The sequence below is a fragment of the Trichocoleus sp. DQ-A3 genome (genome assembly GCF_039961975.1).
Lineage (GTDB): Bacteria > Cyanobacteriota > Cyanobacteriia > Cyanobacteriales > FACHB-T130 > FACHB-T130.
Genome location: NZ_JAMPKC010000009.1, coordinates 1 through 25,090, shown reverse-complemented (window position 1 = coordinate 25,090; position 25,090 = coordinate 1). Strand labels below are relative to the sequence as shown.

The 25,090-nt window shown below is 47.0% G+C and carries 24 protein-coding genes and 2 pseudogenes; 14 read left to right on the top strand and 12 right to left on the bottom strand.

What is annotated here, in order from left to right; all coding sequences use genetic code 11:
- The first annotated feature begins 131 nt into the window (after nt 1–131).
- From NDI44_RS15210 to NDI44_RS15200, 3 genes are all read left to right on the top strand, one after another.
- Nucleotides 132–779, top strand: a complete 648-nt coding sequence (locus tag NDI44_RS15210) for a pentapeptide repeat-containing protein (RefSeq protein WP_190411776.1) — start codon at nt 132–134, stop codon at nt 777–779.
- 203 nt (nt 780–982) lie between these two features.
- On the top strand, nt 983–2,236 hold the full coding sequence (locus NDI44_RS15205; protein WP_242037024.1) for a pentapeptide repeat-containing protein: 1,254 nt from the start codon (nt 983–985) through the stop codon (nt 2,234–2,236).
- A gap of 302 nt (nt 2,237–2,538) precedes the next feature.
- A complete protein-coding gene (locus NDI44_RS15200) occupies nt 2,539–3,033 on the top strand; it encodes a hypothetical protein (RefSeq protein ID WP_190411775.1) in 495 nt (164 codons plus the stop codon).
- A 4-nt stretch (nt 3,034–3,037) separates the two neighbouring features.
- On the opposite strand, the gene NDI44_RS15195 is transcribed toward NDI44_RS15200, so the two are convergent.
- Nucleotides 3,038–3,253 (bottom strand): RNA-binding S4 domain-containing protein, encoded by a 216-nt coding sequence (locus tag NDI44_RS15195; protein WP_190411774.1) that lies wholly within the window; start codon nt 3,251–3,253, stop codon nt 3,038–3,040.
- 323 nt (nt 3,254–3,576) lie between these two features.
- Here NDI44_RS15195 and NDI44_RS15190 point away from each other — a divergent pair, with 323 nt between their 5' ends.
- Nucleotides 3,577–3,999 carry a pentapeptide repeat-containing protein gene (locus NDI44_RS15190; protein WP_190411938.1) on the top strand — a complete coding sequence of 141 codons (423 nt, stop codon included), beginning with the start codon at nt 3,577–3,579 and terminating at the stop codon, nt 3,997–3,999.
- A gap of 2 nt (nt 4,000–4,001) precedes the next feature.
- Here NDI44_RS15190 and NDI44_RS15185 read toward each other — a convergent pair whose 3' ends face one another.
- The gene (locus NDI44_RS15185) at nt 4,002–5,576 is read right to left on the bottom strand and encodes an ATP-binding protein (protein WP_190411773.1); all 1,575 of its coding nucleotides are present in this window, start codon (nt 5,574–5,576) and stop codon (nt 4,002–4,004) included.
- 235 nt (nt 5,577–5,811) lie between these two features.
- Between NDI44_RS15185 and NDI44_RS15180 the strand changes: the two genes are divergently transcribed.
- The gene (locus NDI44_RS15180) at nt 5,812–7,203 is read left to right on the top strand and encodes an AMIN domain-containing protein (RefSeq protein WP_190411772.1); all 1,392 of its coding nucleotides are present in this window, start codon (nt 5,812–5,814) and stop codon (nt 7,201–7,203) included.
- A gap of 103 nt (nt 7,204–7,306) precedes the next feature.
- On the opposite strand, the gene NDI44_RS15175 is transcribed toward NDI44_RS15180, so the two are convergent.
- A complete protein-coding gene (locus NDI44_RS15175) occupies nt 7,307–7,846 on the bottom strand; it encodes a DUF3172 domain-containing protein (protein ID WP_190411771.1) in 540 nt (179 codons plus the stop codon).
- Between the two features lie 236 nt (nt 7,847–8,082).
- Nucleotides 8,083–8,805, bottom strand: a complete 723-nt coding sequence (locus NDI44_RS15170) for a hypothetical protein (protein WP_190411770.1) — start codon at nt 8,803–8,805, stop codon at nt 8,083–8,085.
- A 260-nt stretch (nt 8,806–9,065) separates the two neighbouring features.
- Here NDI44_RS15170 and NDI44_RS15165 point away from each other — a divergent pair, with 260 nt between their 5' ends.
- A complete protein-coding gene (locus tag NDI44_RS15165) occupies nt 9,066–9,896 on the top strand; it encodes an ABC transporter permease (RefSeq protein ID WP_190411769.1) in 831 nt (276 codons plus the stop codon).
- A 42-nt stretch (nt 9,897–9,938) separates the two neighbouring features.
- On the opposite strand, the gene NDI44_RS15160 is transcribed toward NDI44_RS15165, so the two are convergent.
- The 5 genes from NDI44_RS15160 to NDI44_RS15140 form a co-directional block, all read right to left on the bottom strand.
- Nucleotides 9,939–11,117, bottom strand: a complete 1,179-nt coding sequence (locus NDI44_RS15160; protein ID WP_190411768.1) for a clostripain-related cysteine peptidase — start codon at nt 11,115–11,117, stop codon at nt 9,939–9,941.
- Nucleotides 11,118–11,314: 197 nt separating this feature from the next.
- Nucleotides 11,315–12,013 carry a hypothetical protein gene (locus NDI44_RS15155; protein ID WP_190411767.1) on the bottom strand — a complete coding sequence of 233 codons (699 nt, stop codon included), beginning with the start codon at nt 12,011–12,013 and terminating at the stop codon, nt 11,315–11,317.
- Nucleotides 12,014–12,032: 19 nt separating this feature from the next.
- On the bottom strand, nt 12,033–12,968 hold the full coding sequence (locus tag NDI44_RS15150; RefSeq protein WP_190411766.1) for a hypothetical protein: 936 nt from the start codon (nt 12,966–12,968) through the stop codon (nt 12,033–12,035).
- A gap of 215 nt (nt 12,969–13,183) precedes the next feature.
- Nucleotides 13,184–14,275, bottom strand: a complete 1,092-nt coding sequence (ychF, locus tag NDI44_RS15145; RefSeq protein WP_190411765.1) for a redox-regulated ATPase YchF — start codon at nt 14,273–14,275, stop codon at nt 13,184–13,186.
- Nucleotides 14,276–14,308: 33 nt separating this feature from the next.
- Nucleotides 14,309–14,656 carry a hypothetical protein gene (locus NDI44_RS15140; protein ID WP_242037016.1) on the bottom strand — a complete coding sequence of 116 codons (348 nt, stop codon included), beginning with the start codon at nt 14,654–14,656 and terminating at the stop codon, nt 14,309–14,311.
- A gap of 230 nt (nt 14,657–14,886) precedes the next feature.
- On the opposite strand from NDI44_RS15140, the gene NDI44_RS15135 reads away from it, so the two are divergent.
- The 3 genes from NDI44_RS15135 to NDI44_RS15125 all read left to right on the top strand — a co-directional run bounded on the left by NDI44_RS15135 (nt 14,887) and on the right by NDI44_RS15125 (nt 18,237).
- Nucleotides 14,887–16,386, top strand: coding sequence for an aminotransferase class I/II-fold pyridoxal phosphate-dependent enzyme (locus tag NDI44_RS15135; RefSeq protein ID WP_190411936.1), 1,500 nt, complete (start codon nt 14,887–14,889; stop codon nt 16,384–16,386).
- Nucleotides 16,387–16,496: 110 nt separating this feature from the next.
- A complete protein-coding gene (gene cbiT, locus NDI44_RS15130; RefSeq protein WP_190411764.1) occupies nt 16,497–17,087 on the top strand; it encodes a precorrin-6Y C5,15-methyltransferase subunit CbiT in 591 nt (196 codons plus the stop codon).
- Nucleotides 17,088–17,364: 277 nt separating this feature from the next.
- Complete coding sequence (locus NDI44_RS15125; RefSeq protein ID WP_190411763.1) at nt 17,365–18,237, top strand: phosphatidate cytidylyltransferase; 873 nt, start codon at nt 17,365–17,367, stop codon at nt 18,235–18,237.
- A gap of 153 nt (nt 18,238–18,390) precedes the next feature.
- Here NDI44_RS15125 and NDI44_RS15120 read toward each other — a convergent pair whose 3' ends face one another.
- Nucleotides 18,391–19,110: a DUF2993 domain-containing protein gene (locus tag NDI44_RS15120; protein WP_190411762.1), complete on the bottom strand. Its 720-nt coding sequence runs from the start codon at nt 19,108–19,110 to the stop codon at nt 18,391–18,393.
- 177 nt (nt 19,111–19,287) lie between these two features.
- On the opposite strand from NDI44_RS15120, the gene NDI44_RS15115 reads away from it, so the two are divergent.
- The 3 genes from NDI44_RS15115 to NDI44_RS15105 are packed head-to-tail and all read left to right on the top strand — an operon-like array spanning nt 19,288 to nt 21,091.
- A complete protein-coding gene (locus NDI44_RS15115; RefSeq protein ID WP_190411761.1) occupies nt 19,288–20,076 on the top strand; it encodes a pseudouridine synthase in 789 nt (262 codons plus the stop codon).
- On the top strand, nt 20,073–20,876 hold the full coding sequence (locus NDI44_RS15110; RefSeq protein ID WP_190411760.1) for a RodZ domain-containing protein: 804 nt from the start codon (nt 20,073–20,075) through the stop codon (nt 20,874–20,876). Before NDI44_RS15115 ends, NDI44_RS15110 begins: the two co-directional genes overlap by 4 nt.
- Entirely contained in the window at nt 20,876–21,091 is a 216-nt protein-coding gene (locus NDI44_RS15105; protein WP_190411759.1) for a hypothetical protein, read from the top strand. Before NDI44_RS15110 ends, NDI44_RS15105 begins: the two co-directional genes overlap by 1 nt.
- Here the strand turns inward: NDI44_RS15105 and malQ are convergent.
- On the bottom strand, nt 21,047–22,558 hold the full coding sequence (malQ, locus tag NDI44_RS15100) for a 4-alpha-glucanotransferase (RefSeq protein ID WP_190411758.1): 1,512 nt from the start codon (nt 22,556–22,558) through the stop codon (nt 21,047–21,049). The two genes, NDI44_RS15105 and malQ, sit on opposite strands and share 45 nt — an antisense overlap.
- Before the next feature lie 181 nt (nt 22,559–22,739).
- Between malQ and NDI44_RS15095 the strand changes: the two genes are divergently transcribed.
- The gene (locus tag NDI44_RS15095) at nt 22,740–23,171 is read left to right on the top strand and encodes an NUDIX hydrolase (protein ID WP_190411757.1); all 432 of its coding nucleotides are present in this window, start codon (nt 22,740–22,742) and stop codon (nt 23,169–23,171) included.
- Nucleotides 23,172–23,259: 88 nt separating this feature from the next.
- Nucleotides 23,260–24,633: pseudogene (locus NDI44_RS15090) on the top strand (aminopeptidase P family protein); the annotation flags it as partial.
- A 361-nt stretch (nt 24,634–24,994) separates the two neighbouring features.
- Here the strand turns inward: NDI44_RS15090 and NDI44_RS15085 are convergent.
- Nucleotides 24,995–25,090: pseudogene (locus NDI44_RS15085) on the bottom strand (IS5/IS1182 family transposase); the annotation flags it as partial.

Below are 25,090 nucleotides of genomic sequence, written 5' to 3'. Positions count from 1 at the left end.
ATGAGTTATGAGTTTTGAGTGAAAAGAGAGCTTTTTAATGCCATACTCAGACGCGATAACCGCAAGCCTTTTACAACTTAAAACTTTTTTCCTCATTAGCAATCCTTCAATTAGCAATTAGCAATTAGCAAATGGACATTGAAGCAATTCGCTCCGGCAAACTCAAGCAACTGCCAGGTACAGATTTAGAAGACGAAGATTTTTCAGGAGTAGATTTGCGAGGTATCAATCTCGCCGGTGCCAACCTCGTCGGCACAAATTTTAGTGGCTCCAACTTGGAACGCGCCCGTCTTGATGGTGCAAATTTAATCGAAGCGCAACTTGTAGGCGCTGACTTGCGGGCAAACCTGCTGGGCGCTAACTTGATGCAAGCTGACTTATGCGGTGCTGACTTGCGCGGGGCAAATTTGCGAGGCGCTAACTTGATGGGAACCAAGCTTACTCAAGCGTCTTTTGCTGGTGCTTTCTTGAGTGGTGCCAACTTAATGAGTGTCAACTTGCAAGGCGTGGATTTGCGGAGCGCTGACTTGCGGGGTGTAAACTTGAGCGGTGCCAATCTGCAAGGTGCAGACTTAAGCCAAGCGGATTTACGTGGCGCTTTGCTTAGCGAAGCAAATCTAGAAGAAGCAGACTTGCGGGGTGCAAATCTTGCCGGAGCAAATTTGACAGGAGCAAATTTGCTCTGCGCTGAGTTAGATAGTGTTAACTTGACTGGTGTAACTTTGGATCGAGCTTGTTTGACTGGAACCTGTGCGGAGCGCATGGCTTCAAAAGCCTGAGAAAATCTCTGCTGCTAGCGGTTCTCAGTGGACTCAAAAAAACCTAACCCTCAGCCCCTTCCCACCTCTCCCTAACCCTCTCCTACAAGGAGAGGGAAGCCGAATAAATGTTTTCTACGGGGAAGGGGAGCCAGCCCCTCTCCAGCCTAAAAAAATTTAATCTTTGTTCCTGCCTTGTAGGGGAGGATTCGGGAGTGAAGACGATGCCGGGGAGCGAAAAGTTTGAGCCTCGAAAAGCTTTACTTCATCTGTACATTGCGGTGATGATCGACGAAGCGAACCGACTACTGAAACAAGGAATTGAGCAATATCAGACGTATGTAGAAACAAAGGTTATTACATCTCTACAAGAGGCAATGCAGTCTTGGCAACAGGCACTTAGCCTCTGTCGAGGCAGCGAAGCGAGTATCGTTGAGGGAGCGGCTTTAGGCAATTTGGGGGCTGCGTATAAGGCTTTAGGAGATTTACCTCAGGCGATCGCATTCTATCAACAGCACTTGAGTATAGCTCAACGTATCCAAGACAGGCGAGGCACGGCAAATGCGCTGGGGAATCTGGGAAATGCTTACTACATTCTCGGTGAGGATACAAAAGCGATCGAGTATCAGCAACAACGGTTAGCGATTGTGCGGGAACTCCAAGATCGTCCAGGTGAGGTGCAAACGCTCTCGAATTTGGGGGCGGCTTATCATTCTTTGGAAGAACATATAAAAGCAATTCTCTGCTTTCACCAGTCAAAAGCGATCGCCAAAGAATTACAAGACGTTCGAGGGGAAGGACAGGCGCTTAAAAATCTCCGACTTGCTTACACCGCCCTCGGAGACTTGCAGGCAGCTCGTGATTACCAGCAGCAGTATCTAACAATCATACGGGAACTGTTGGCAGCAGCCAAGGCAGATGACTTCATCAGCGGCGCGAAGATGCTGGGCATCAATCCATCTGAGGATTTTGCTGGAGCCGACTTGAGCGGTATTAACCTCCGCAGCGCCAACCTCCGCAATGCTGACCTCAATCATACCAATCTCAGCAGTGCCGATCTCACCTTTGCCGACTTAAGCCGTGGCAACTTAAGCAATGCCAACTTAAGCAATGCCTGCCTTTGTAATGCCAATCTGCGCGATGCCCATCTGTTGCACGCGAACCTTACTCAAGCAGATTTGCGGACTAAAATGCCCCGTGCCAATTTAACTAGTGCCGACCTTAGCGGTGCAAATTTAACCAGTGCATACCTTCCCAATGCCAATTTGACGAATGCCTCCCTGACGGCTGCCAATCTCAGCGATGCTGATTTAAGCGGTGCTAACTTGAGCGGCGCAAATTTCAAAGAGGCTGAGCTTAAGCGTGCCGATCTCAAGGGTGCAAATGTGGAGGATGCTTTGTTTGAAGGAGTTTTGGGGCTTTCTGAGGCAATGAAGCTCGATCTTAAGCAGCGAGGGGCAATTTTTGAGGAGGACTAGCGATCGCTTCGCTACCTCAGCGTCACCACTCCAGCTATAAAATCAGCCACTAACCGCAGCATTTTCAGCCACTGTAAACTCATCAAACTTTCTTGAATCACTGCTTCAGCAACAACGATAAGATTAAACTTTTATCTATCCACCAATCTTTTTCTGCATAAATATTAAAAAATTTCAGTCTTGTTTTTTTATATAAATTGTCCAGATTTAATCATAAATCACTCCGACGATTAAACCGCAAATATTTGGTTGTTATTATAATTCAAAGAAAGCCTTGATTAATTTTCATACTTGTTAAGCGGATGTTTCATTCAATAAATCCAGACAACAATTTTAGGTTGGACGGCGTTTACACTTGTCCAGTTTGTCGGCACGGTGAGATTGCAGCAATGCCGTTAATGGAGGCATGGGCTTGTAACTTTTGCAATCATATTTTCACTGCCGATCCGATTCAACAATCTGTGAAAATGGCAGATAGCGCATCACCAATAACTTGGCGCTGGAATGGTCGAACTTGGCAAGGTGCCCATCGTAAGGGGAATGAGTTGGGTTGGGGTGTTGGGTTGGCAGCAGTTGCCTTAGTCTTATTACCGACTACTCTTGTTGCCTTGTCTACCTACTTTTTCCCCCCAATACCCGGTACTCCCTTATCTTGGGTGCCTACTCTTTGGATTGGGTTAACCTTTTTAGCTCATCTTGCTTTTGTCGTAGATGTTGTTGTTGAGTATTATCAATTTCCAGTCTTTGCTTACGTCAACGCAATCCGACGACATCTGTTAAAAGGAACAAATTTCTAAGTTGCTAGGACTCAACATTGTTCAACTCAACCTCAACAGTTCGTTTTCCCACCGTTACGCGATCGCCGGAAACTAACTGTCGTCCTCGCCTGGTTTCCAGGGTGCCGTTGACTAGAACAAAACCCTGTTGAATCAAAAGCTTAGCTTGCCCACCCGTCTGCACCATCCCTACCCACTTTAAAAACTGATCGAGCTTAATTGTGCTGTCATTTACCGCCATAAGAAGTGTTGCACTCCAACGTAACCGTATTATGCTGAGGGCTAATATAGCAATCCTAATTGATATGGGAATAACAGTTTTTGGGTAAGTGGTAAAAAGTTTTAAGTTGGAAAAGACTTGCAGCGATAGCGTACAGCCCTTTGGGCATGAAAACAGCGAAGCGAGGCGTTAGCCTAGCGCTGACTTGTCAGTTCGCGTCTGAGTTTTGAATGAAAGAACTCTTTTGCTGCCTCAAAACCCAATCGAGCGCTACAGATTTACCACTACCAAAAATTTCAGCAGTTGCGCCAAGCTACATTAACCAACCAGAAAAGGAGGAGTGGATGATCGTTGAGAAGGATGAACTGCTGGAGCGATATGCGGCGGGAGAACGAGATTTTAAAGGTGCAGACTTAATTGGAACCGATCTTAAAGGCGTAAATCTGAGTCTAGCGAACTTCCAGGAGGGATCGCTCAGCGAAACTGACTTGAGTGGAGCTAACCTGAGCCAAACCTCTTTAATGGAGGCAAGTTTAGGCACAGCCAATCTCAGTGGAGCAAATTTGAGCGGGGCGAATCTTAGTGGAGCGAATTTGTTTCGGGCAAATCTCAGGGGTGCCAATTTGAGCGGGGCAAACTTGAAAATGGCAGATTTGACAGAAGCAGACTTGAGCGGGGCAAACTTGGACGGAGCAAACTTTTGGGGGGCTTACCTGACAGGCGCGAAACTAGACGGTACCAACCTGCTAAAAGATACTTATTCCTAAATTTACTGCCGAATCGGAATTTCGATGACGAACTCGGTTCCCTGCTCTGGTGCTGAATTACACTTCAAAACGCCGCCGTGTCTCTCGACAATGATTTGATAGCTGATTGACAAACCCAGCCCCGTGCCTTTACCAGTGGGCTTTGTCGTAAAGAAAGGTTCAAAAATTCTAGTGCGGATTTCTTCGCTCATTCCGGGGCCATTGTCGATAATCCGGATACTTGCTTTTCCGTTGTCGAGGACATCGGTACGAATCCGAATACAAGGCAGGGGAGCCGGGGAAGAGCCGAGCAAGGAAGAATGTAGCATCTCCTGTGCGCTGCCTCTTCGCGCCTCTGTCTCCTCCAGGGCGTCAATCGCATTAGAAATGAGATTCATAAATACTTGGTTGAGGAGTCCGGCGTAACACTCTATGGATGGCAAATCGCCGTATTCTTTGAGAATGGCAATCCCCGTATTGACTCCTCTGGATTTCAAGCGGCTGTGGAGAATTAGTAGCGTGCTGTCAATGCCTTCGTGGATATCAACTGCCTTCATCTTGGCTTCGTCAATCCGCGAGAAGTTTCGCAGGGACTGGACAATTTGCTGAATGCGGTCAGCCCCGATTTGCATGGAGGATAAGGTTTTGGGGAAATCCGAAATTAAAAAATCCAGATCGATTGCCTCAGCTTCCTCTTCAATCTCAGGCACTGGCTGGGGATAATGTTTGCCATAAAGCTGTAGGAGGTTTAGCAAATCTTGGGCATATTGATTCGCATGAACCAGATTGCCGCAAACAAAGTTAACTGGGTTGTTGATTTCGTGGGCAACCCCAGCAACTAACTGCCCTAGACTAGACATCTTTTCACTTTGGATCAGAAGCGTCTGGGTTTGTTGAAGTTCGCACAGGGCTAATTGCAGATGGTTCGCTTGTTGTTTGAATTCTACTGCCGATGCTTTTAAGGCTGCTTCAGCAGATTTTCGTTCGGTGATGTCGGTGACGAAGCCTTCGCAGTAGAGTAAGGCAGCCGCGCGATCGCATAATGTATGACCGAAGCACTGCTCGTCCTTAGTGTATGCCACACTATAGCTGCTTACCGTTTCGTATTGCTTTGCAGATCGCAGCTCTTGGCGTACCGCCCGTGCATTTTCCGAAATCCAGATGATGCTGCCGTCTTTTCGATAAACCTGAGACTCAAACCCACTCACCGAACCGTGTTCTTGCAGTAAATACAGAAATTCGTCACGCCGATTGGGATCTACATACAGCTGGCGCTTGATGTCCGTCAGATGGGCAATTAGTTCCTCTGGTGAAGCGTAGCCGTAAATCCTTGCCAGTGCTGGATTGACGCTAATGTAACGCCCGTCCGGAGTTGTCTGGAATATCCCCTCGACAGCGTTTTCAAAAATACTCCGATACTTTTCCTCTGCTTGCTGCAAAGCCTCTTCCACCTGCCGACGCTCGGTGATTTGCTGCGCTAGTTCTCGATTGGCTTGCTGCAACTGCATCGTTCGCTTGACAAGCTTTCTCTGGACTTTTTTCCACCGCTCCACCCAGCTAGAAGCATCAATTGGCACATTGTCACGGCTTAGGAACATGGGACGTCTCAGAGTTTAGTTAGCCAATACTCGTAGTATGAAACCATCCGAGAAATTACTGGGTGATAGCACTCGTATTTGAAGTGTGATCTTTTATGTGATGATTTGGTGATATAAATCCATTTTATTTGTGATGTAGATCGCTGAAATTACGGAGACAATTGTTGTATCTAGAACGTTATTTCAGTCAATTGCGATGTGGGGAGAAAAATTGATACTGGGATTTCGACTTTCTATGAGTAGATTGAAAACGCTTAGTTTGGTTGGCGCGATCGCGATTATAGGGAGCGGCATGGAGTTAAAAGCGATCGCTGCCCGGTTAACAAATTGGCGATTTGACCCAGCGCTGAATCAGTTAGAAATCGCTCTGGATGAGGGAACGACGCCGCGTTATTTTCTTCTGGCTCAACCGTCTCGGATTGTTCTGGATTTACCCAATACTCAAATGGGAATGGTGGAAACTCAACAAAGTTACTCTGGCCCAATCCGCCAAATTCGAGTCTCCCAGTTCGAGGCTGGCATTACCCGAATAGTGCTGGATCTCGCGCCAGAGGTAGTTTTATCCCCCCAACAAGTGCAATTGCAAAAGATAGAATCTGGGCGCTGGGTATTGCGTCCCCTGATTGCTGGGGTTCTCGCTCCCACTGGGGGCGCGGTTTCTCCGTCCCTACCTCCCGCTATCTTCCCAGGGAACCAAACGCCTGATGTCGTGAGTGTATCGCCTCTGAATCACTCAAGCACGCTACCCAATTTAACGACGCCAACCGTGCCTCCAGCGAGAATTTCGACGAATAATCAGGTATCGGTGAGCGTACCTCCTCTTTCAGGCGCGATCGCTACAGCACCACCAGTAACCGTGAGACAGCCTCAGTCTTCCTCTGCCACCAGAGTGGTTGAATTTGGTCAACCGTTGCCGATGGCGGAAAATCCCCCCCAAGTGCCTGCAAGGAGAACCAGAGTAGCCCCAGTACCTTCTCTAGAAGCGGGTGCGTCTGTGCCCATGTCAATACCTGCCACATCGACAACTGCCGCACCGAGAACCACCGCCTCTCCAATGGTTGTCGTGCCGCCCCTACCTAAGACGGCGACGGTTGTGCCCGATCCTTCCAGCTCCATATCGGCACCGATACAAGCGCCAACGGCATCTCTGAATCCAGACGTTCTGCTGCCTTCTGGCACTCCGCTGAGCCTGCGTTATCCGGGCGACAAGGTTTTAACACTGCGAGATGGTGTTTCGCGCCAGGAAGTGTTGCTGCTAGAGGAAGAAATACGCGATCGCACTGGTAAACTTATCGCCCCAGTTGGTACGCAGGTGATTGGACGCTTTGAGATCGACCGACGCGGCAGTCGCTTCATTACCCAAGCGATTAGCCTGGGTGGACGCAATTTTCCCCTTCTCGCCCAATCAGACTCCCTAGACGGCAACCGCCAACTTTCACAGAACCGAGTTGTCCGGAATTCTGCCATTGGTGCTTTAGCCGTCATGCTATTAGGAGGCTTTTCAGGCGTCGGTTTGTTGGGAGGCGCTGCCGCCGGTGCTGCCACCACCTATCTGACAGCTCCTCAAACCGCTATTATTCAACCGAATCAAATACTGCAAGTTCAGCTCAGCGAAGATTGGCGGTAAAGTGAGTTGCTAATGGCAAACAAAGGCGATCGGTAATTGGTTATTGGAACGAACAAATCCCGATTACCAATCCCGATTACCGATTAGCCATTAGCCATTCCCCTTAGAAATTATTTGTTTCCGGCGGCGGTGCGCCTGCTCCTGGCTGATTCAGGAAGAAATTCTGGGCACCATCATTCTGATAGATGCAGCGGATATCTGGTTGCCCGTCCAAACTGCCGGTATAGCCAAAGGTGTTCATCCGGTTCTTGCAATCCCGCACCTGATCCGCTGTTACCAGCTTTCTTTGTTCCAAAATAGACCAGTTGTTACTACGCAAAACACAACCCGGTCGCATATTGGGCTGCGAAACGTAAACGTTAAAGGGATTTAGGGTTACATAGACGCGAGTATCCATCACCATCGCGCTGGCTCCAAACTGCACGCAAAGCTCAGGATTCGGCGCAGCGCGGTCAATGAAATCACGCGATGCGACGTTTTCTGGGCTAAACGTCGCCGTAGAGCTAAAGCCAATCCCTACCCCGATTCCCAGAACGAAGACGCCGCCGATCAAAGCGATGGAAGTGTAATTGAAAGGGGATGATTTAGAAGCTTTAGGGGCACTATAGGGAGTATCGGCAGGGTATCTAGATTTACGTTTCATCGTCGCTTAGGTAATTTCACGCCTACTGGACAGGGAGTAATCAAACTGCTCTCCTTTCTCCCAGTATGGCTATAGATTGTGCCGCTAGGCGGAAGGGAAGAGAAGGGGAAAGAGGAAGGGAAAGGGGCAAAGAGGCATCGAAGAGTTTGAAACTACAGTTTCCCCAGCTACCAGAAGCGATGCATCGCGTCTCTACAAGATTTCTTGCAACTGTAGCTGCTTTGCCTCCCCAGTGCTTACTCCTCGCTCGCTAAGTTTCTACTTTCATTCAACAATTGGGAGTAGGCATGGGCGACATCTTTGAGATGTTGATATTCTTCTTTCATTCGTTGATACTGCAACTCAAAAGCCAGATGTGAGACGATAAGCCGATCGGGATTGTACTCAGCTACCTTAACTCCAATTAAAGCCTCTCTAATTAAACGAACATATATTTTTTGTAACTGTTCGGCTTTCCTTAACAGCTTTTCAACCTCAAGTAAAGCTTTCTCATAGGTAGCTACTTGGACAGAATACACATCAGAGGTAGAGACTAAATCAGCTAAGTCATTAATTTTACGATATTGCTCCTCAAGTACGGACATTTCTGGCTCTAATTGCCAGTGTTCGTGAATGATGGGAGCTAGTTCTTTGATGGTAGTCAGCTTTGGATCGTTCGTTTTAGAGTTCTGCTCGATCACCTCCACATCATTGAGGGGATGCCAGGAATAAATATATTCAACATCCCCTTCAGGCGTCAGTCTGGGAAAGACAACTTGGACTCTATTCTGACGCCTAACCATCAGCGGAATTCCATAGTTTTTCAGAGGTAAGCTGGGGTACTTCTGTTCTGCACCTTTCACCAAAACAACACTATTATTTTTAATTTGTTTAATCTTGGCTTTCCGTTTTTCATTAACCAGATAGGCAATGACCAAAGGTACAAGTATTACAAGAATGATTAGAAATCTTTGCAGCACAGCGCTCGCCTCCAGCCTCCATCTGTTGCACGGGAAGGTAGTCGTTGATTTATTGTGACTGATTTTGCCTTCGACTGACGAGTGTAGGAGGGGCAGGGGTGCGGCGGTACAGAGGTGCAGGGAGAGGCACAGGGGAGAGGTGCAGGGGAGCGAAATCTCATTGCCTCCTCGCCTCTGCTTGGCTTCTGTCCCAAGCTAGGTGGGGACTGGATTAAATGTAAAGTAAAAATTAAGCAGTTCTCTGTTGTTGGCTTGCATCTGTGAAATCACAAACGTCGCTACATCTGGGCAAAACCTTAAAAAGCTCCCAGTTTCAAACTCTGATTGCCGATAGTCTCACCGTTTTTTGGGGGGATTGGTTAGATTTACGTGTCCGAATTGTGCAGGTGGCGGCGTCTGGGCTAATATCGCCTCTGATTTACATTCTGGCGTTTGGATTGGGGTTGGGTAGCTCTATCAAGCCTGGTGTGGGGATTAGCGGTAATTACAATAACTATCTGGAATTCATTTTGCCGGGGATGGTGGCGCTATCGTCGATGGTGATTAGTTTCACCGGCACGACATTTTCCATCTGTGGCGATCGCTTGTTCTCGAAAACTTTTGAAGAAATGCTGCTGGTACCAGTGCATCCTCTCGCTTTGCACTTAGGAAAAATGCTAGCTGGTGTGGTGCGGGGATTAATGACGGCGGGTTCGGTGATTTTAGTGGCGGTACTCTTTACTGGCAAGGTTTGGAGTTTTTTGAACCCTTTGTTTCTGCTGCTGGTCGTGCTGAATTGCGCGGTGTTTGCTGGGTTGGGTGTGATTGTCGGTTTAAGCGTGCGATCGCTCGAAGCGGTTGGTCTTTACAATAATTTTGTAATCATCCCCATGTCGTTTTTGGGCGCAACTTTCTTCGATCCTGCAACTCTCCCGGCTGCCCTCAAAGTAGTCGTCTATCTGTTGCCTCTGACTTATACCAGTATTGGCTTACGCGCCGCAGCTTACTTGCCAATGTCGCAGTTTCCCTGGTACTCGGTGCCGATTTTAGCGGTGATGGCGATCGCGCTCTCCTTCGTTGGTGCTTATCAATTTGCTCATCAACAAGATTAATTGGTTCAGGAAGGGTGGGCACTGTCCACCTTCCTGAACTAATCAGCTAACGATAATTGCGTCGAAAAGTTTCAGAAGTTTCAAGTCCTCAAAAGCCTGGAAATCGCGGTATTTTTCCAGCTCATGCTTGCTTTTCGGGAAAAAGATACCAAGCCCCGAAAAATTTTCATATTCTGGAATAGGGCGCAATAATGTACCATTTTGTTTTACTTTATAAATGATTGAATTATTTAAAAAATCAACGAATTCATTGTATCTATTTTGATTTGCGCCTGACTGATTGGTGATAGTTTGAAAAAATGAGACAACATCGACAAACCGTTCGCCCATATACTTATAAGTTGTCAGGTTGCTCAAATTTATATTTTTTATATTAGCTGCCAGAACTGCATCGATCAGCGGATTAATTTTTGCAGATAGTTGGGTGATAGCACGATTATTGATAGCGGTATAGCTATGGTACATATCGCTAGATTCAAACTCCATAATCTTTTCCGCTAGCTGTCCTCCACTAATTTCTGGTTGACGCCCCAAAAAATTAAATAATTGCTCGTAATAATAATTGGGAACACCTAGCAGTAATTGGGAAGAAAGAGTATATTTCGCTGTATCTCGAAAAGTATAGTTGGCTTCAATAGTTCCTTTATTGCAATTTTGAAAGAAAACTAACTCCACCCGCTTGCCTACTTGCTGATTAAAATTTGCGATCAGACCGCTTAATTTTTGGATATTCATCCACTGAGTTTTTAAATTCAAGCCTGGTTCAGGGTGTTCATCTGGGCTAATTTCATCTAAACGACCCCCATGTCCTAAGAATACAATTGCCCATTTTTTAGCTTGAAATTGCGACTTAGCCCAATTAAGGTATTCAGAAAAAGCTTCTTCACTGGCGCTGTTTGCTGTATTTAAGCTTTGAGTAGAAATATTTCCTTTAGTAAGGATGTTTCTTGAAATTTTTTTAGCTCCGCTAAAATCAGATTGTATCGCTACAAGAATATTATCGCTATTCACACTTTTGGCAAGCATATCCATAATAGGAGTGCCAAACTTTGAAAGGTCGTTATCATAAGGCATCCAATATAAAAAAATCCATTCGTAGAGTCGCTTATTGCTCATACTTGTAGCAATAACACCTGGCTGATTTTGACTGAGTAAAATCAAGTTTCCTAAAAAGGATGCACTACCTAACGCCGAATACTGAAGCAACTTTCTGCGCTTCATAGAGCTAGTAACTCAGTGATTATGGATGAATGCTTCGATGTTAACCCTTGGCAAAGCAAACTCGCAAGAGCAAGCGACACCCTTTCCTTCGTCGGTGCTTATCAACTTGCTCATCAGCAAGATTAAATTTTGAACTGCCAAAATGCTAAGGACGCTCAGAAGAGGATTTAATTGCGATCGCTCTGTTGACTCAGCCTTTACCTCAACCGAGTCGCTACCTGCACTCGGCTAGTGGAGTGCCATCTTTGGTCTTTCCAGATATCAAAAACATCATTGTTTCGACTATCAACTCGATGACATCCCATCCAATGCTTGTCATCTCTGGCTCGTAAAAATGTTGCAGCCTTGACTCGAATATCATTATGCCATGTCTTATCATCAACTTTCCATACCTGGAAACAATGATGATTTATGCTATCAAGTTTGCAAAATCTCATCCAATGGTTGTCATCTTTACCTTGTAACATTAAGGCTTTCTGAACAACAATTGAACCATTTTCAATTCCAGCTTTAAGAGATTTAATTTCCACAAAAGCCGCCTTAACGGTGTCTTGAGCATTTTTAGATTCTTTGTGAGCATATTCAGCTATTTTTTCGGCTTGTTTTACTGCATTCTCCAAGCGTTCATTGGTAGCCTGAAGTTCTGCTTTTGTCACAAGAGGCTCTGCTTTAATAGCTTGAAGCTCATCTTTCAGAGTTTTAATTTCTGTCTTACAAACTTTTATTTCTGTTTGAGCAGCCTGAAGTTCTTTTTTCAGATTTTCCTGAGACGCCTGAAGCTCTTTTAATATCTGTATTTCTGCATGAAACTGTTCGCGTGTTCGTTCTAGTTCTGCGATCGCTCTTTCGTAGTAACCAAGCGGCGTTTTCCAGTCACCAGCACCAGCTTTATTCATAAAAAACCTCTTTCTTACTTTATGTATCCTCTTTATCTGTCAAGAATCGCTGCGACTTCTCAGGCTTTAGCAAAAGAGGTTCGGTAGAATCATAAGTCTTGATTGTTCCACGCCAAAACTCACAAAGTACGCCATATTTAAGCCAATCTTGAATAGCTATCCTTTTCAACTCTGGAGCTTTTTTGACTAAAGCAGCCATCATCGCTGCATTGTGTTGAAGTTGTCCATAAATCTTCAGTACCTCGTCAATAGAACTTTTCTCATTCAACTTGCTCAATTCATAGCATTCGCTTAGTTCATAAAGCTCAATGTCCGACAGCCTAGCACCAGGCTTCAATCCGATTTTGAGCCTCTGTCTACATTTATCAAAAGGATTCGGCAATGCATGAGCTAAATGTTTCTTTAACTCATTCCGAATCTGTTCAAGCTTTCCATCTATCGCTTCGTCTATTTTATCTACAAGCTGATTAGCATCTTTAAATAGTTTTTCTTCTAGCAAATTAACCTCTACCAACATTGGTGCGATTAACTTGTTATTAATTTCTTCGGGAGTGAATTGACTACCTAACTGCAAGGCTTCCATTACCACTAAAGAAATTTGATTAATTCTATTTTCTAAATAGGTGTCAGTTATTCCGATAGTTTCTCTTACATCTCTAAGCGCTACTTCCCGCACTTGATTAATGTTTTCTAAAGCCTTCTTTACTTGCTCATCAGCCTGGTTAATTAAAGACTCAATATCACCTACCGTCTTAGTTTCTAATTCCTCCATTTCATTTTTTGCTTGGTTGATTCGGTTTTGAGCTATATAATCAAGCTTGTCAGCTAAGGGATATAGTTTTTCATCAAATAATTCACCAATTTGTTTCCCTGCCGATTTCACAAAATCCTGCGAAACGTCTTTAGAAGCACGTTCTAATTTTTTAATAAAACCTCCAAAGATCCATCCCAACATTTCTCACCATCCTTGCATCACTAAGCTGGCAGCAAACTTCATCAAAGTCTATCGCACTAGCTGCTTTTGCGATTTCAGTACAAATACTGAAAAACCCGATTTCTATAAGAAACCGGGTTTTTAGAAACGAGATAAAACGACATTCCTACACAAAATCAGAGAGGGGGCTAAAATGCGTCCAGCCACTTATCGATAATGGAGTTGATAATGCTAACCTACACATTAAACCGGAACAGCATTACATCGCCTTCCTTGACAATATATTCCTTCCCTTCACTGCGGACTAAGCCTTTTTCCTTGGCAGCATTCATGGAGCCAGTTGTTACTAAATCTTGGTAGGCGACTGTCTCCGCCCGAATAAAACCACGTTCAAAATCAGAGTGAATAACTCCTGCTGCTTGGGGTGCTGTCATTCCGGCGTGAATTGTCCAAGCGCGAGTTTCTTTTGGACCAGTTGTAAAGTAGGTACGCAAGCCTAAAAGTTCGTAAGTGGCGCGAATCAGAGATTTTAATCCGCCTTCTTCCACTCCAAGTGAACCCAGAAATTCAGCTTTATCTTCTTCTGGCAATTCGACTAGTTCTGCTTCCACTTGGGCAGAAACAATGACGACTTGGGCATTTTCTTGGATCGCAATTTCCCGCACTTGTTCTACATATTTATTGCCGGTTGCCAAATCATCCTCAGAGACGTTGGCAGCATAAATAATTGGTTTACCTGTGAGCAATCCTAATCCCTTGAGCGCTTCAGCTTCTTCTTCATTTAAATTAGCCCGCCGCGCTGGTTTGCCCTCATTTAATAAAGCGCTCAATTTTTCTAGCGCAGCGAGTTCAATCTGTCCTTCTTTGCTGGTACGGGCAGCTTTGCGAGTGCGCTCAATACGTCGCTCTACTTGAGATAAATCTGCTAAAGCCAGCTCCAAATTAATAATGTCAATATCTCGCGCTGGATCAACAGATCCGGCAACGTGGATAATGTCATCATTCTCGAAACATCGCACTACATGAACAATGGCATCAACTTCTCGAATGTGGGACAAAAATTGATTACCCAGTCCTTCCCCCTGACTAGCACCTTTCACTAAACCAGCAATATCCACAAACTCAACCCGTGTCGGGATAATTTGCGCCGAACTGGAAATATTAGCCAGGGCGTTTAACCGTTCATCTGGCACCGACACGACACCAACATTGGGTTCGATGGTGCAAAAAGGGAAATTGGCAGCTTCAGCCTTGGCATTGGCAACCAAGGCGTTAAATAAGGTAGATTTTCCGACGTTGGGAAGTCCGACAATTCCGGCTCTAAGCATCTTAGTTCAAGAGGTAAAACTGGGTAGAATCAATTAGATAGGTTCAGGAATCGGTTGAGGAATCGGACCTGGAACCGGCTGGGGAATGGGCGCTGGCACTGGCTCTGGCACAGGTGAGGGAATCGGCTGGGGAACGGGGGCTGGCACTGGCTCTGGCACAGGTGAGGGAATGGGTTCTGGTACAGGTCCCGGTACGGGTTCTGGTACTTCTGGCGGCGATCCAGGAATCGGATTCGGCTCCGAGCCGGGGATCGGGCTGGGGATGGTTGGTTGGGGGATAGGATTAGGACTGGGATTAATCATGGCGATCGCATTGAACAATTTAACCCTATCAAAATAGGTAAGAACGCATAACAATGACATCCCCCGGAATAACGACATTCCGTGACACTTACACTTGAAGATTCATCCAACCGCATCCAAACTCATTACTGTAGCAGGTATTGAGAACGCATTAACTCGTCTGCGATCGCTTTTCGATGCAAGTTGAACTGCCCCTACGAAATTGTTGGGCAGAAACGATCTATCCTAAACCGGCAAAGGCAAAAAGCGCTCGGATTTTCTCCCCCGCTTACCTTCCGGATATCACCGATTTTAGAAAAATTTCCAGCATGGATTTTATCCCAGGGTCTCAAACAACTACCCCATTAGTGGACGCCCTTCAAGCGTGCGCCAAGAAGCATCATGCACCCTTTTACACGCCCGGACACAAGCGGGGGCAAGGAATTTCCCAACGGTTAGCCGATTTGCTCGGAAGCGCTGTGTTTCCAGCAGATTTACCAGAATTACCGGAGTTAGATAACTTGTTTGCCCCACAAGGCGTGATCCAAGAAGCCCAGGAACTGGCAGCGGCAGCGTTTGGGGCAGAACGCACTTGGTTTTTGGTCAATGGTTCGACTTGTGGATTAATGGCGGCAATTTTAGCCACTTGTAGCGAGGGAGACAAAATTATTCTGCCTCGGAATATCCATTCCTCGGCAATCCACGGCTTAATCCTTTCGGGTGCGATTCCGATTTTTGTGAATCCAGAATACGACCTAGAGCTAAATATTGCCCACAGTATCACCCCATCGGCGGTAGCAGATGCCCTGCAACAGCATCCGGACACCAAGGCGGTGATGATGGTTTACCCGACTTACTATGGCGTTTGCGGGGATATCAGAGCGATCGCGCAAATTGCTCATCAACACGGTATCCCTTTGCTCGTAGACGAAGCCCACGGTGCCCATTTTGCCTTTCATCCAGATTTGCCCACTTCTGCCCTCGCCGCTGGAGCCGACTTAACGGTACAATCCACCCACAAGGTACTGGGGGCACTCACCCAGGCATCAATGCTGCACGTCCAAGGCAATCGAGTTAATTGCGATCGCTTGAGCAAAGCTTTACAACTGGTACAATCTACCAGCCCCAGCTATTTGTTGCTGGCTTCGCTGGATGCAGCGCGTCAGCAAATGGCATTGCACGGGGAAGCGCTAATGGCGAAAACCTTACAGTTAGCTGAGGAAGCGATTACCCAAATTAGTCAAATTCCCGGTTTATCTGTGTTAAAAACTGCCAAAACACCGGGTTTTGTTGCCCTTGACAAAACGCGGCTGAGTGTTAAGGTTTCTGACTTAGGTTGGACGGGGTTTGAAGCGGATGAAATTCTCCATCAACAGCTAGGCGTTACGGCTGAGTTACCATCGCTGCACAGTTTGACTTTTATCATCAGTTTGGGAAACACTTCATCTGATATTGTGCAGATGGTATCGGCACTCCGAATTTTAGTGCAAGAGCGATCGCCCACCACATCAATAGCCCCATACCTGGATGTCTTCACCCGGTGGAAAGCTGAATTTCTCCAGATTCATCCTTCATCCTTCGTGCTTCATCCTTCCATCTCTCCCCGTCAAGCATTTTTTTCCCAAACCCAAACGTTGCCGCTGGAAAAGACTGTAGAACGCATCAGTGCCGAACTTATTTGTCCCTATCCACCCGGAATTCCCGTGTTGATGCCAGGGGAAGCGATCGCTCCCTCCGCCTTGGATTACCTGCAACAGATTCTCGCCTTGGGTGGAAGTATTACGGGTTGTAGCGATCCGACCCTCAAAACGTTAAAGGTTGTTCGCTAATTGGAGACAGGCTTAAACTCAAAACTTAGACGCGAGCGATCGCGTCTCTAGTACTCAAAACTTCAGACGCGAGCGATCGCGTCTCTACTACTCAAAACTTAAAACTTTCTATGTGGCCCTACGTAACTCCTGGTATCCCAGATGACCTCTTCGAGCGGTTGCCCGGTATTCCCCTCAGCAAGCGCGAGGTGCGGTTGCTGTTGATTTCCTTACTGAGACTCAAACCCGATTCTGTGTTGTGGGATATTGGCGCGGGAACCGGCACGATCCCCGTAGAAACCGGCTTATTATGTCCGAAAGGTCGAATTATTGCCGTAGAACGCGATGAGGAAGTGGCAAGTTTGATTCGTCGTAACTGCGATCGCTTTGGGGTTCGTAATGTCGAAGTCGTTGAAGGAAGCGCCCCAGAGTGCCTAAAAGACTTACCCGTTCCCCCCCATCGGGTTTGCATCGAAGGCGGACAACCCATCAAGGATATTCTCAAGGTCGTTTGGCAATACTTAGAACCGCAAGGTAGGGTGGTTGCAACGGCGGCTAATCTAGAAAGTCTCTATGCCGTTTCCGAAGGCTTCGCCGAATTACAAGCTCGAAATATCGAGGTGGTTCAATCTGCCGTCAATCGTTTGGAAACGCGAGGCACCCATCAGATCTTTGCCGCAGTCAATCCAATTTTTATCTTGAGTGGCGAGAAACTGGATTGAAAATCTTAATCCTAAAGGCTAGAGCAGCATTCTTGACGATTGAGAACACAAAAATTCCCGTTAAGATGCGTACCATCAAGAAATTTATTTTTTGTCGGGATTGACGAACGGTGTCAGGAGAAATGAGCAGGATGCTGAAAAAAAGCGTTGGCTTTATTCTAAATTAACGGCAGCAATTGCCTAAATCTGTTTTAGATCGGTTAAAGTGTGCAAAAGTAATTCTTAATCTTATTAAGACTAGATTAACTTCGTTGTTGCGGTCTCAAGAGCGCATCTTATGCCTTGGTCTCGTATTTTTAGTGGAATCGTCGCGATCGCTGTCGCCCTCCTTATGCTCTTTTTTGGAGGATGGTTCTTTACAGTTGGTCTGTGCATCATCGTCTATCTCGGTCAGTTAGAGTATTTTCAGATGGCGCGAGCCAAGGGCATGGCACCCGCGGGCAAAACTACTCTGGTAGTGAGCCAAGTTCTGTTAATCACAGCGTCTCTGGCACCAGCCTTGACAGATGCCATGTTTCCCCTGGCAGGAACGTTGATTTGTTTCTATCTTCTGTTTCAGCCCAAGCTTGCCACAATTGCCGATATTTCCGCCTCTATATTGGGGTTGTTCTACGGCGGCTATCTGCCCAGCTACTGGGTGCGCCTGCGCGTCGGACTCGCTCCTGCGATCGCGATTGCAGAGCCATTGAATGGCTATTTGCCCGCTTCCTGGCACGAACTTAGCACTTTGCCCCAAGGTTTGACGGCAACGCTTTTGGCCTTCCTCTGTATTTGGGCTGCTGATATCGGTGCTTACATCTTTGGTAAATTCTTTGGTCGCACGCGCCTTTCTGAGATTAGCCCCAAAAAGACTGTCGAAGGAGCTGTATTTGGGGTTCTCGGCAGTGTGGTAGTGGCAATTGCTGGAGCTTGGTATCTGAATTGGCCCAGTTGGCAGTTCAGTGGCTTGGCTTTAGGGCTGCTGGTTGGGATTGCGAGCTTGCTGGGAGACTTAACGGAGTCGATGATGAAGCGAGATGCTGGGGTAAAGGACTCAGGGCAACTGATTCCGGGTCACGGCGGCATTTTAGATCGGGCTGATAGTTACGTGTTTACCGCTCCCCTGGTGTATTATTTCGTCACGCTCTTGTTACCTTTATTACCCCGCTAGAAAAGTCTTTCTACACGATTGGGGCAATTAGTAAGCAAAGCTTAATGGTGAAAATCTCTTTTATCTGCCTCTTTTGTGTACCTCAGTCCTAGCCAACCCTCCGTCCTAACTCCTCAGTCCTCAGCCCTCAGTCCTAACTCCTAAGTCCTATTTTTATTCGGCTGGAATGACATTAATCCGTCCGCGACAAACTAACTGACCCAGAATCACAGTTAATTCCTGAATATCTACTTCTGGGCCTAAATCTATCTTGAATTCATCCAAATTACCTCGGAGCAGTTCCTTGTGCGTCTCGATACAGGGGGACTCTAGAAGCAGTTCGTGAGGGCTAGCTAACTTTAGACCTGTCCGCAGCACTAGAGGTGTGGCTTTACCCGATGGGTCTGTTAAAGTGCCGCTGAGTTTCAAACTTTCCGGATCGATGGTAATCTGTTGCCAACTGATTTGCTGGTCTTTTAAGATGTCATCTGGGTGCGTTGGAACTGCTTGGAGTAGTGTCCCCAGTAAATCAGTTAAAGCAGTGGCGAATAAGGGTGCCTGGAGAGATGCCTTAAGGTCTGTCTCCTCTAGTATTAGCTCACCGGAAACGGGGATGGGTTCGAGAAGGCGTAAAGGTTTACCTCTAAGAACTTGACCCAGGTTGATGCGAATGTTTTCTCCGGTTAACTGAATGCGTGACAGATGCAGTCCTTGATACACTGCATGGTTGGCGGCAATAAAAACTTGAGGGATATAACCTGTAAGGATTTGGCGATCGCCTCCGGAAATTTTAAGCTGGAGGTTTTCAACTTGCGAAACTTGCGATCGCAACCACAGCCGCAACGCTGGTGATAATGTTGTGCTGATAATCCTGCTCCCTTGCTTAGATGTCAATGGCTTTCTTCCTGTAATATTTGTACATAGTCTAATTAGAGGTCAATTTTGGGTTTTAGACTGGCGATTCCTTCAAAATCCTAAATCTAAGATCAAAAATCCCTAATAGTCTAGCCGAGGCACTGCCTCAACAAGCTAAGCCCTAACCCTTTATTCATTCGTCGCTCGATTTCGCCTATGGCCGAAAGGCTACAAAAAATTCTTTCCCAATGGGGTATTGCCTCCCGCCGCCAAGCTGAAAAAATGATTGAAGCAGGGCGCGTGCGGGTCAATGGTACTGTTGTGCATCTGGGGCAAACAGCAAATCCAGAACAAGACCGGATTGAAGTTGATGGCAAACTTGTACTCCCAGCTCATCGTCCTCAAATGCTCTATATCTTGCTTTACAAACCTGCTGGGGTAGTTTCTACGTGCCGCGATCCTCAAAAGCGCCGCACGATTCTTGATTTACTGCCTCCTGCACTCCGAGAAGGTCAGGGATTGCATCCAGTTGGACGCCTAGATGCCGAATCCACCGGCGCGTTATTGGTCACAAATGACGGTGAAATGACGCTACGCTTGACCCATCCTCGATATCATCTTCCTAAAACTTACCAAGTTTGGATTCAGGGTCATCCCCCAGAAGAGGTACTAAAATCCTGGCGTCAGGGTATTCTACTGTCAGGGAAAAAGACATTGCCTGCTCAAGTTCGCGTTTTGGATGTGCGGGGTTCTCAAACCTGCTTGGAAGTGATTCTTACAGAAGGGAGAAACCGACAAATTCGACGCATTGCCGAGCAACTGGGCTATCCCGTCATTCATCTACACCGTGCCGCGATTGGTCCCATTTGTTTAAAACGAACAGGGGAGCCTATGTTCCCTGGTACTTATCGTTTTCTTGAAGATTTTGAAATCAGTTTTCTACAAAACCAAGTCAATCTAACATCAATAGAAGTGCCAGCAGACATCAAGGAGCGCCGTGTATGAAGGAGAATCCACTTCATCTTCAACAGCAACAAATTGAGAAGCTAAAAGAACTGGGGTCTCGCCTCCGCCAGGTGCGTGAGGAACAATCTCTGTCCCTAGAGGAAGTTGGCGACAAAACCAGGATTCAAGTTCGTCTGCTCAAGGCAATTGAGGAAGGTAGGCGCGAAATCTTGCCTGAACCCGTCTATATTCAAGGCTTTATCAAGCGGTATGCTGATGCACTGGGATTAGATGGGGTAGAGTATTCTGACACTTTTCCCAGTGGGCCGATTTTCCAGCTCATTAAGCCGACTTGGCGGTATTATTTGCCATCAGCTCAGCTGCGACCGATTCACCTTTACTTGATCTATGTGTTTCTGGTGATTGGTGCAGTGAACGGTCTGTCTTACGTGGTGAATCGTCCGGCTTTAGAAGTAGGAAAGGGCGGGACTCAAGAGCGATCGCCTAGAGAGTCTCTCGCCAAAGCTAATGCAGCCAATACAGACTTGCAAGAAAAACTAGGGCCGTTTACCCCAGCAGTATTCAGCAGCAATACCAGTCAAACGGGTAAGCCGGTACGGGTTGGCGTAACCGTCAAAACCCCATCATGGATTCGGGTAGTGGTGGATGGCAAGACGCAGTTTGAGGGAACGCTCCCCCAAGGCACTCAGCGCATCTGGGTTGCAGAGGAGACACTGATTGTAAAAGCTGGTAATGCGGGTGGTATCCTAGTCGCTTTTAATGATGAAAAGGCAAAGAAACTGGGTGCCCCCGGTAAAGTTCGAGAAGTAACCTTTGCCGCTAATCCTCCTGGGTCTTAATGAGTGCTGAGAACTGTGAGGGTCGAGACGCGATCGCGTTTTTCTTCAAAGACACGCGATATACACCAGTGACGCAAGCGATCGCCCAAGCCCTCACCCCTCAGTCCTCACCTCTCGACCCCGATCCCTCAGTCCTCAGTCCTCAGTCCTCAGTCCTCAGCCCTCACCCCTCAGTCCTGATTCTTAATTGGGGCGCGACCGAAAGTTTCAGTTAGAGTTTTGAGACGATAGCCGATCTCTTGGTTCACGGCTTCAGGTCGATACCGCCACTCCCAATTTCCCTCTGCTTTACCGGGAAAATTCATTCGGGCATCGCCCCCCAATCCCAAAAGATCCTGAAAAGGAATAATTGCCTGATTTGCCACCGAAGCCATCGCCAGCCGGATCGCATCCCAGTGGATGCCGTCGGAACTGATGCAACCCACATAACGCAGGAGATTCTCCCTTTCATAGTCTGAAAGTTGATAGAACCAGCCTACCGTGGTGTCATTATCATGGGTGCCGGTGTAAACCACACAGTTGCGCGGATAGTTAAAAGGCAAAAAGCCGTTGCCAGAATCCGAACCAAAGGCAAACTGTAAAATCTTCATCCCCGGAAATTCAAACTTATCTCGCAGCGCCTCTACCTCTGGGGTAATCACGCCCAAATCCTCTGCCAGGATAGGAAGCTTGCCTAATTTATCGTTCAGTAGCTTAAAGAAAGCTTCTCCAGGAGCCTCAATCCACTCCCCATTCATAGCAGTCGTTTCGCCCTGCTTAACTGCCCAGTAGGCTTGGAACCCTCGGAAGTGGTCAATCCGAATAATGTCAATGTAATCTAACAAAGATTCAAAGCGCTGTATCCACCACTTAAAGTTTTGCTGCTGCAACTTTTCCCAGTTATAGACTGGATTGCCCCACAACTGGCCTGTGGCGCTGAAGTAGTCCGGTGGAACTCCAGCCATCAGCGCCGGTTCCCCCGTCTGTTCGTCCAAGCAAAAGATATCTGGATGCGACCAGACATCGGCACTATCGTGAGCCACATAAATTGGAATATCGCCAATAATCTCAATACTGCCCAAGTTGGCATAGCTTTTCAGTTGAGTCCATTGCCGGAAAAACTCAAACTGCAAGTATTTGTGGTAATAAATCTCATCATTCAGCCGCTGCCGCCACTGTTCTAAGGCTTCCGGTTGGCGTTTAGCAATTTCCGGTTCCCAGTTATACCAACTAGCGTGTCCCTGAGCTTCCCGGATCGCCATAAATAAGGCATAGTCATCAAGCCAATGAGCCGCCTTGCAAAAACTTGCAAATTCCTTTTGCTGTAAGGTTGATGCCTGGTTTTTAAAGTTTTCGCAGGCTTTAGCGAGCAAAGGCATTTTGGTCTGGATCGCCCGCTCAAAATCCACCCTGTCTAGGGAAAATTCTGGCAATCCAGAAAAATCATCCTCGGTAAGTAACCCCTCGTCGCGCAGCTTCTCAGGACTAATCAGTAAGGGATTTCCCGCCAATGCTGAATAGCACATATAGGGAGAATTGCCATAGCCGGTTGGTCCTAATGGCAAAACCTGCCAAAATTGCTGGGAACTCTCCACCAAAAAATCAATAAAGCGATAAGCTTCTAAACCGAGATCGCCGATGCCAAACCGGCTAGGAAAACAAGTGGGGTGTAGCAAAATGCCACTAGATCTAGGAAACGGCATAAATAACCTGATGGAGAGGATGCAAACGATTTGACATTATCACGGTACGCAGAAGTTTGACACTCACTCCTAGGGCGGGTTGCATTCGGTAATTCAACCGTCATAAATGACAGCGATCGCGGCAGAATAAATTCAGCCTTTTTTCCCTCGATCCCGCTCATTGGGGGGCAATATATTCAGAATGACTTACCGAAACCCTGCTCCGACTGTCGATATCATTATTGAACTGATCGATCGACCGCATCGACCGATTGTATTAATTGAACGCCAAAATCCACCTTATGGTTGGGCAATTCCGGGTGGGTTTATTGATTACGGGGAGAAAGCAGAAGCGGCGGCGCGGCGTGAAGCGCAGGAAGAAATTAGCTTACAGGTGGAGTTAATTGAACAATTCCAGGTATATTCCGATCCCAGCCGCGATCCGCGAAGTCACACGATGAGCGTTGTGTTTATCGCAACGGCAACGGGCGAACCTCAAGCTGCTGATGATGCCAAGGCGGTTGGTATTTTTGAATCTTGGCGAATTCCCACGGATTTATGCTTCGATCACGGCAAAATCCTGCATGATTATTGGCGCTATCGGCATTACGGGATACGCCCTCAATTATCTTGAGGCGGTCTATAGCCAATGGGTAATGGCTTTTTAGCTCAGGTTAAACTTAAATACAAAAGGGAAAAGCCATAAACTGCCGCTACTCGCTATGATGCAACTTCAGAGAAATCGCACGTTTGCCGCTACTCTGCTTCACCGGCGGCAACGACTTGCCGAGTTAATTGATTTTCCAGTTATTCTCTGGTCTGGGCGTAGTAGTTCCCGAAATTATCCAGCCAATACTTTCCCATTTCGCGCCAGCAGTCATTTCCTCTATTTTGCGGGGGTACCTCTGGAAAATACGGCGATCCGACTCGAAGCTGGGAAATTAGAATTGTTTATGGATGATGAGTCTCCTGCCAGTGCCCTCTGGCATGGAGAAATGCCGAAACGTGAGGAAATTGCCCAGGCGATTGGCGCGGATGCGGCATTTTCGATGGCAGAATTGGCGTTACGCTCAGCCGATGCTGCGACTATCTCCGTGCAGGATGCCGCGACTGGACAGCAACAAGCTCAGATAATGCAACGAGCGATCGCATCTGCAAATGCATCTCAGGGAATTGATGGGGAGTTAGCACGAGCCATTATATTTTTGCGACTCAGCCACGATGCAGGTGCTTTGGTAGAATTACGACAAGCTGCATCTGTCACCGTGGAAGCTCACTTAGCGGGAATGGCTGCCACATCCAGTGCCAAGTTGGAGGCAGGTGTGCGTGCGGCAATGGAGAGTGTCATCATCTCACAGAATATGAGCTGCGCTTACCCCAGTATCGTCACGGTTCACGGGGAGGTTCTCCACAATCAGCAGTATTGGCACCCCCTGCAATCGGGAGACTTACTGCTGGCGGATGTGGGCGCTGAAACATCGATGGGCTGGGCAGCAGATGTCACGCGCACTTGGCCTGTATCGGGGAAGTTTTCTTCTACCCAAAGAGACATCTATAATTTGGTTTTGGCGGCTCACGATGCTTGTATTGCCAAAATCCGCCCGGATGTGGAGTATCGGGAGATTCATCTATTGGCAGCGACTGCGATCGCCCAAGGGTTGGTGGATTTAGGCATTCTGCGGGGCAGTGCGGAAGATTTGGTAGAAATGGATGCTCATGCCTTGTTTTTCCCTCACGGAATCGGTCATTTAGTGGGTTTGGATGTCCACGATATGGAAGATTTGGGGGATTTGGCGGGGTATGAAGAGGGGAGAACTCGGAGCGATCGCTTTGGTTTAGCTTACCTGCGGCTCGATCGCCCCTTACGCGCTGGAATGTTAGTCACCATTGAACCAGGATTCTATCAAGTTCCGGCAATTTTAAATGACCCCAATTTCCGAGCAAAATATCAGGATGTGGTGAATTGGGATCGCCTCTCTCACTTTGAAGATGTGCGCGGGATTCGCATAGAAGATGATGTTCTAGTCACCCAATCAGGCAGCGAAGTTCTTACAGCAGCATTGCCAACCGATGCCGATGTAATTGAGTCTTTGGTTAAGAAGGAATCCCGCGTTTTCTTCGGAACCGGGCAACCAATGACTGGAAAAGCACCCGCCGGTATTCCCACTTTTATTAAGCGTTGTCGCGCAATTTTTGAACAAGTTAGTCCCCAATTGATGAAGGATTATCCTGACTGGTTTATCGCGATTGAGGCAGATAGCGGTGAGTATTTTCTGGATGTAGATCACAAGGTTGCCAAACAAAAGGCGCTTGAGAAATACCCGGATGGGTTAATTTCTACTTTACAACTGCTTAAATAAGTTCGTGCCGGTAAGAAATCCTTTAGGGAAAGGGTAAATAAAATTTTACCTTTTCCCCATTTGTTTTTTTCTTAAAAGATTAGACCTCCTGCATGAATCATGAAGGGTGTGCCAGTTCGTAGTTGAGCAAGCCAGCAATTAGGTTTAAACGCAAGCCAAAGCGCTTTCTGCGGTTGCGATACCGTCCTGAAAA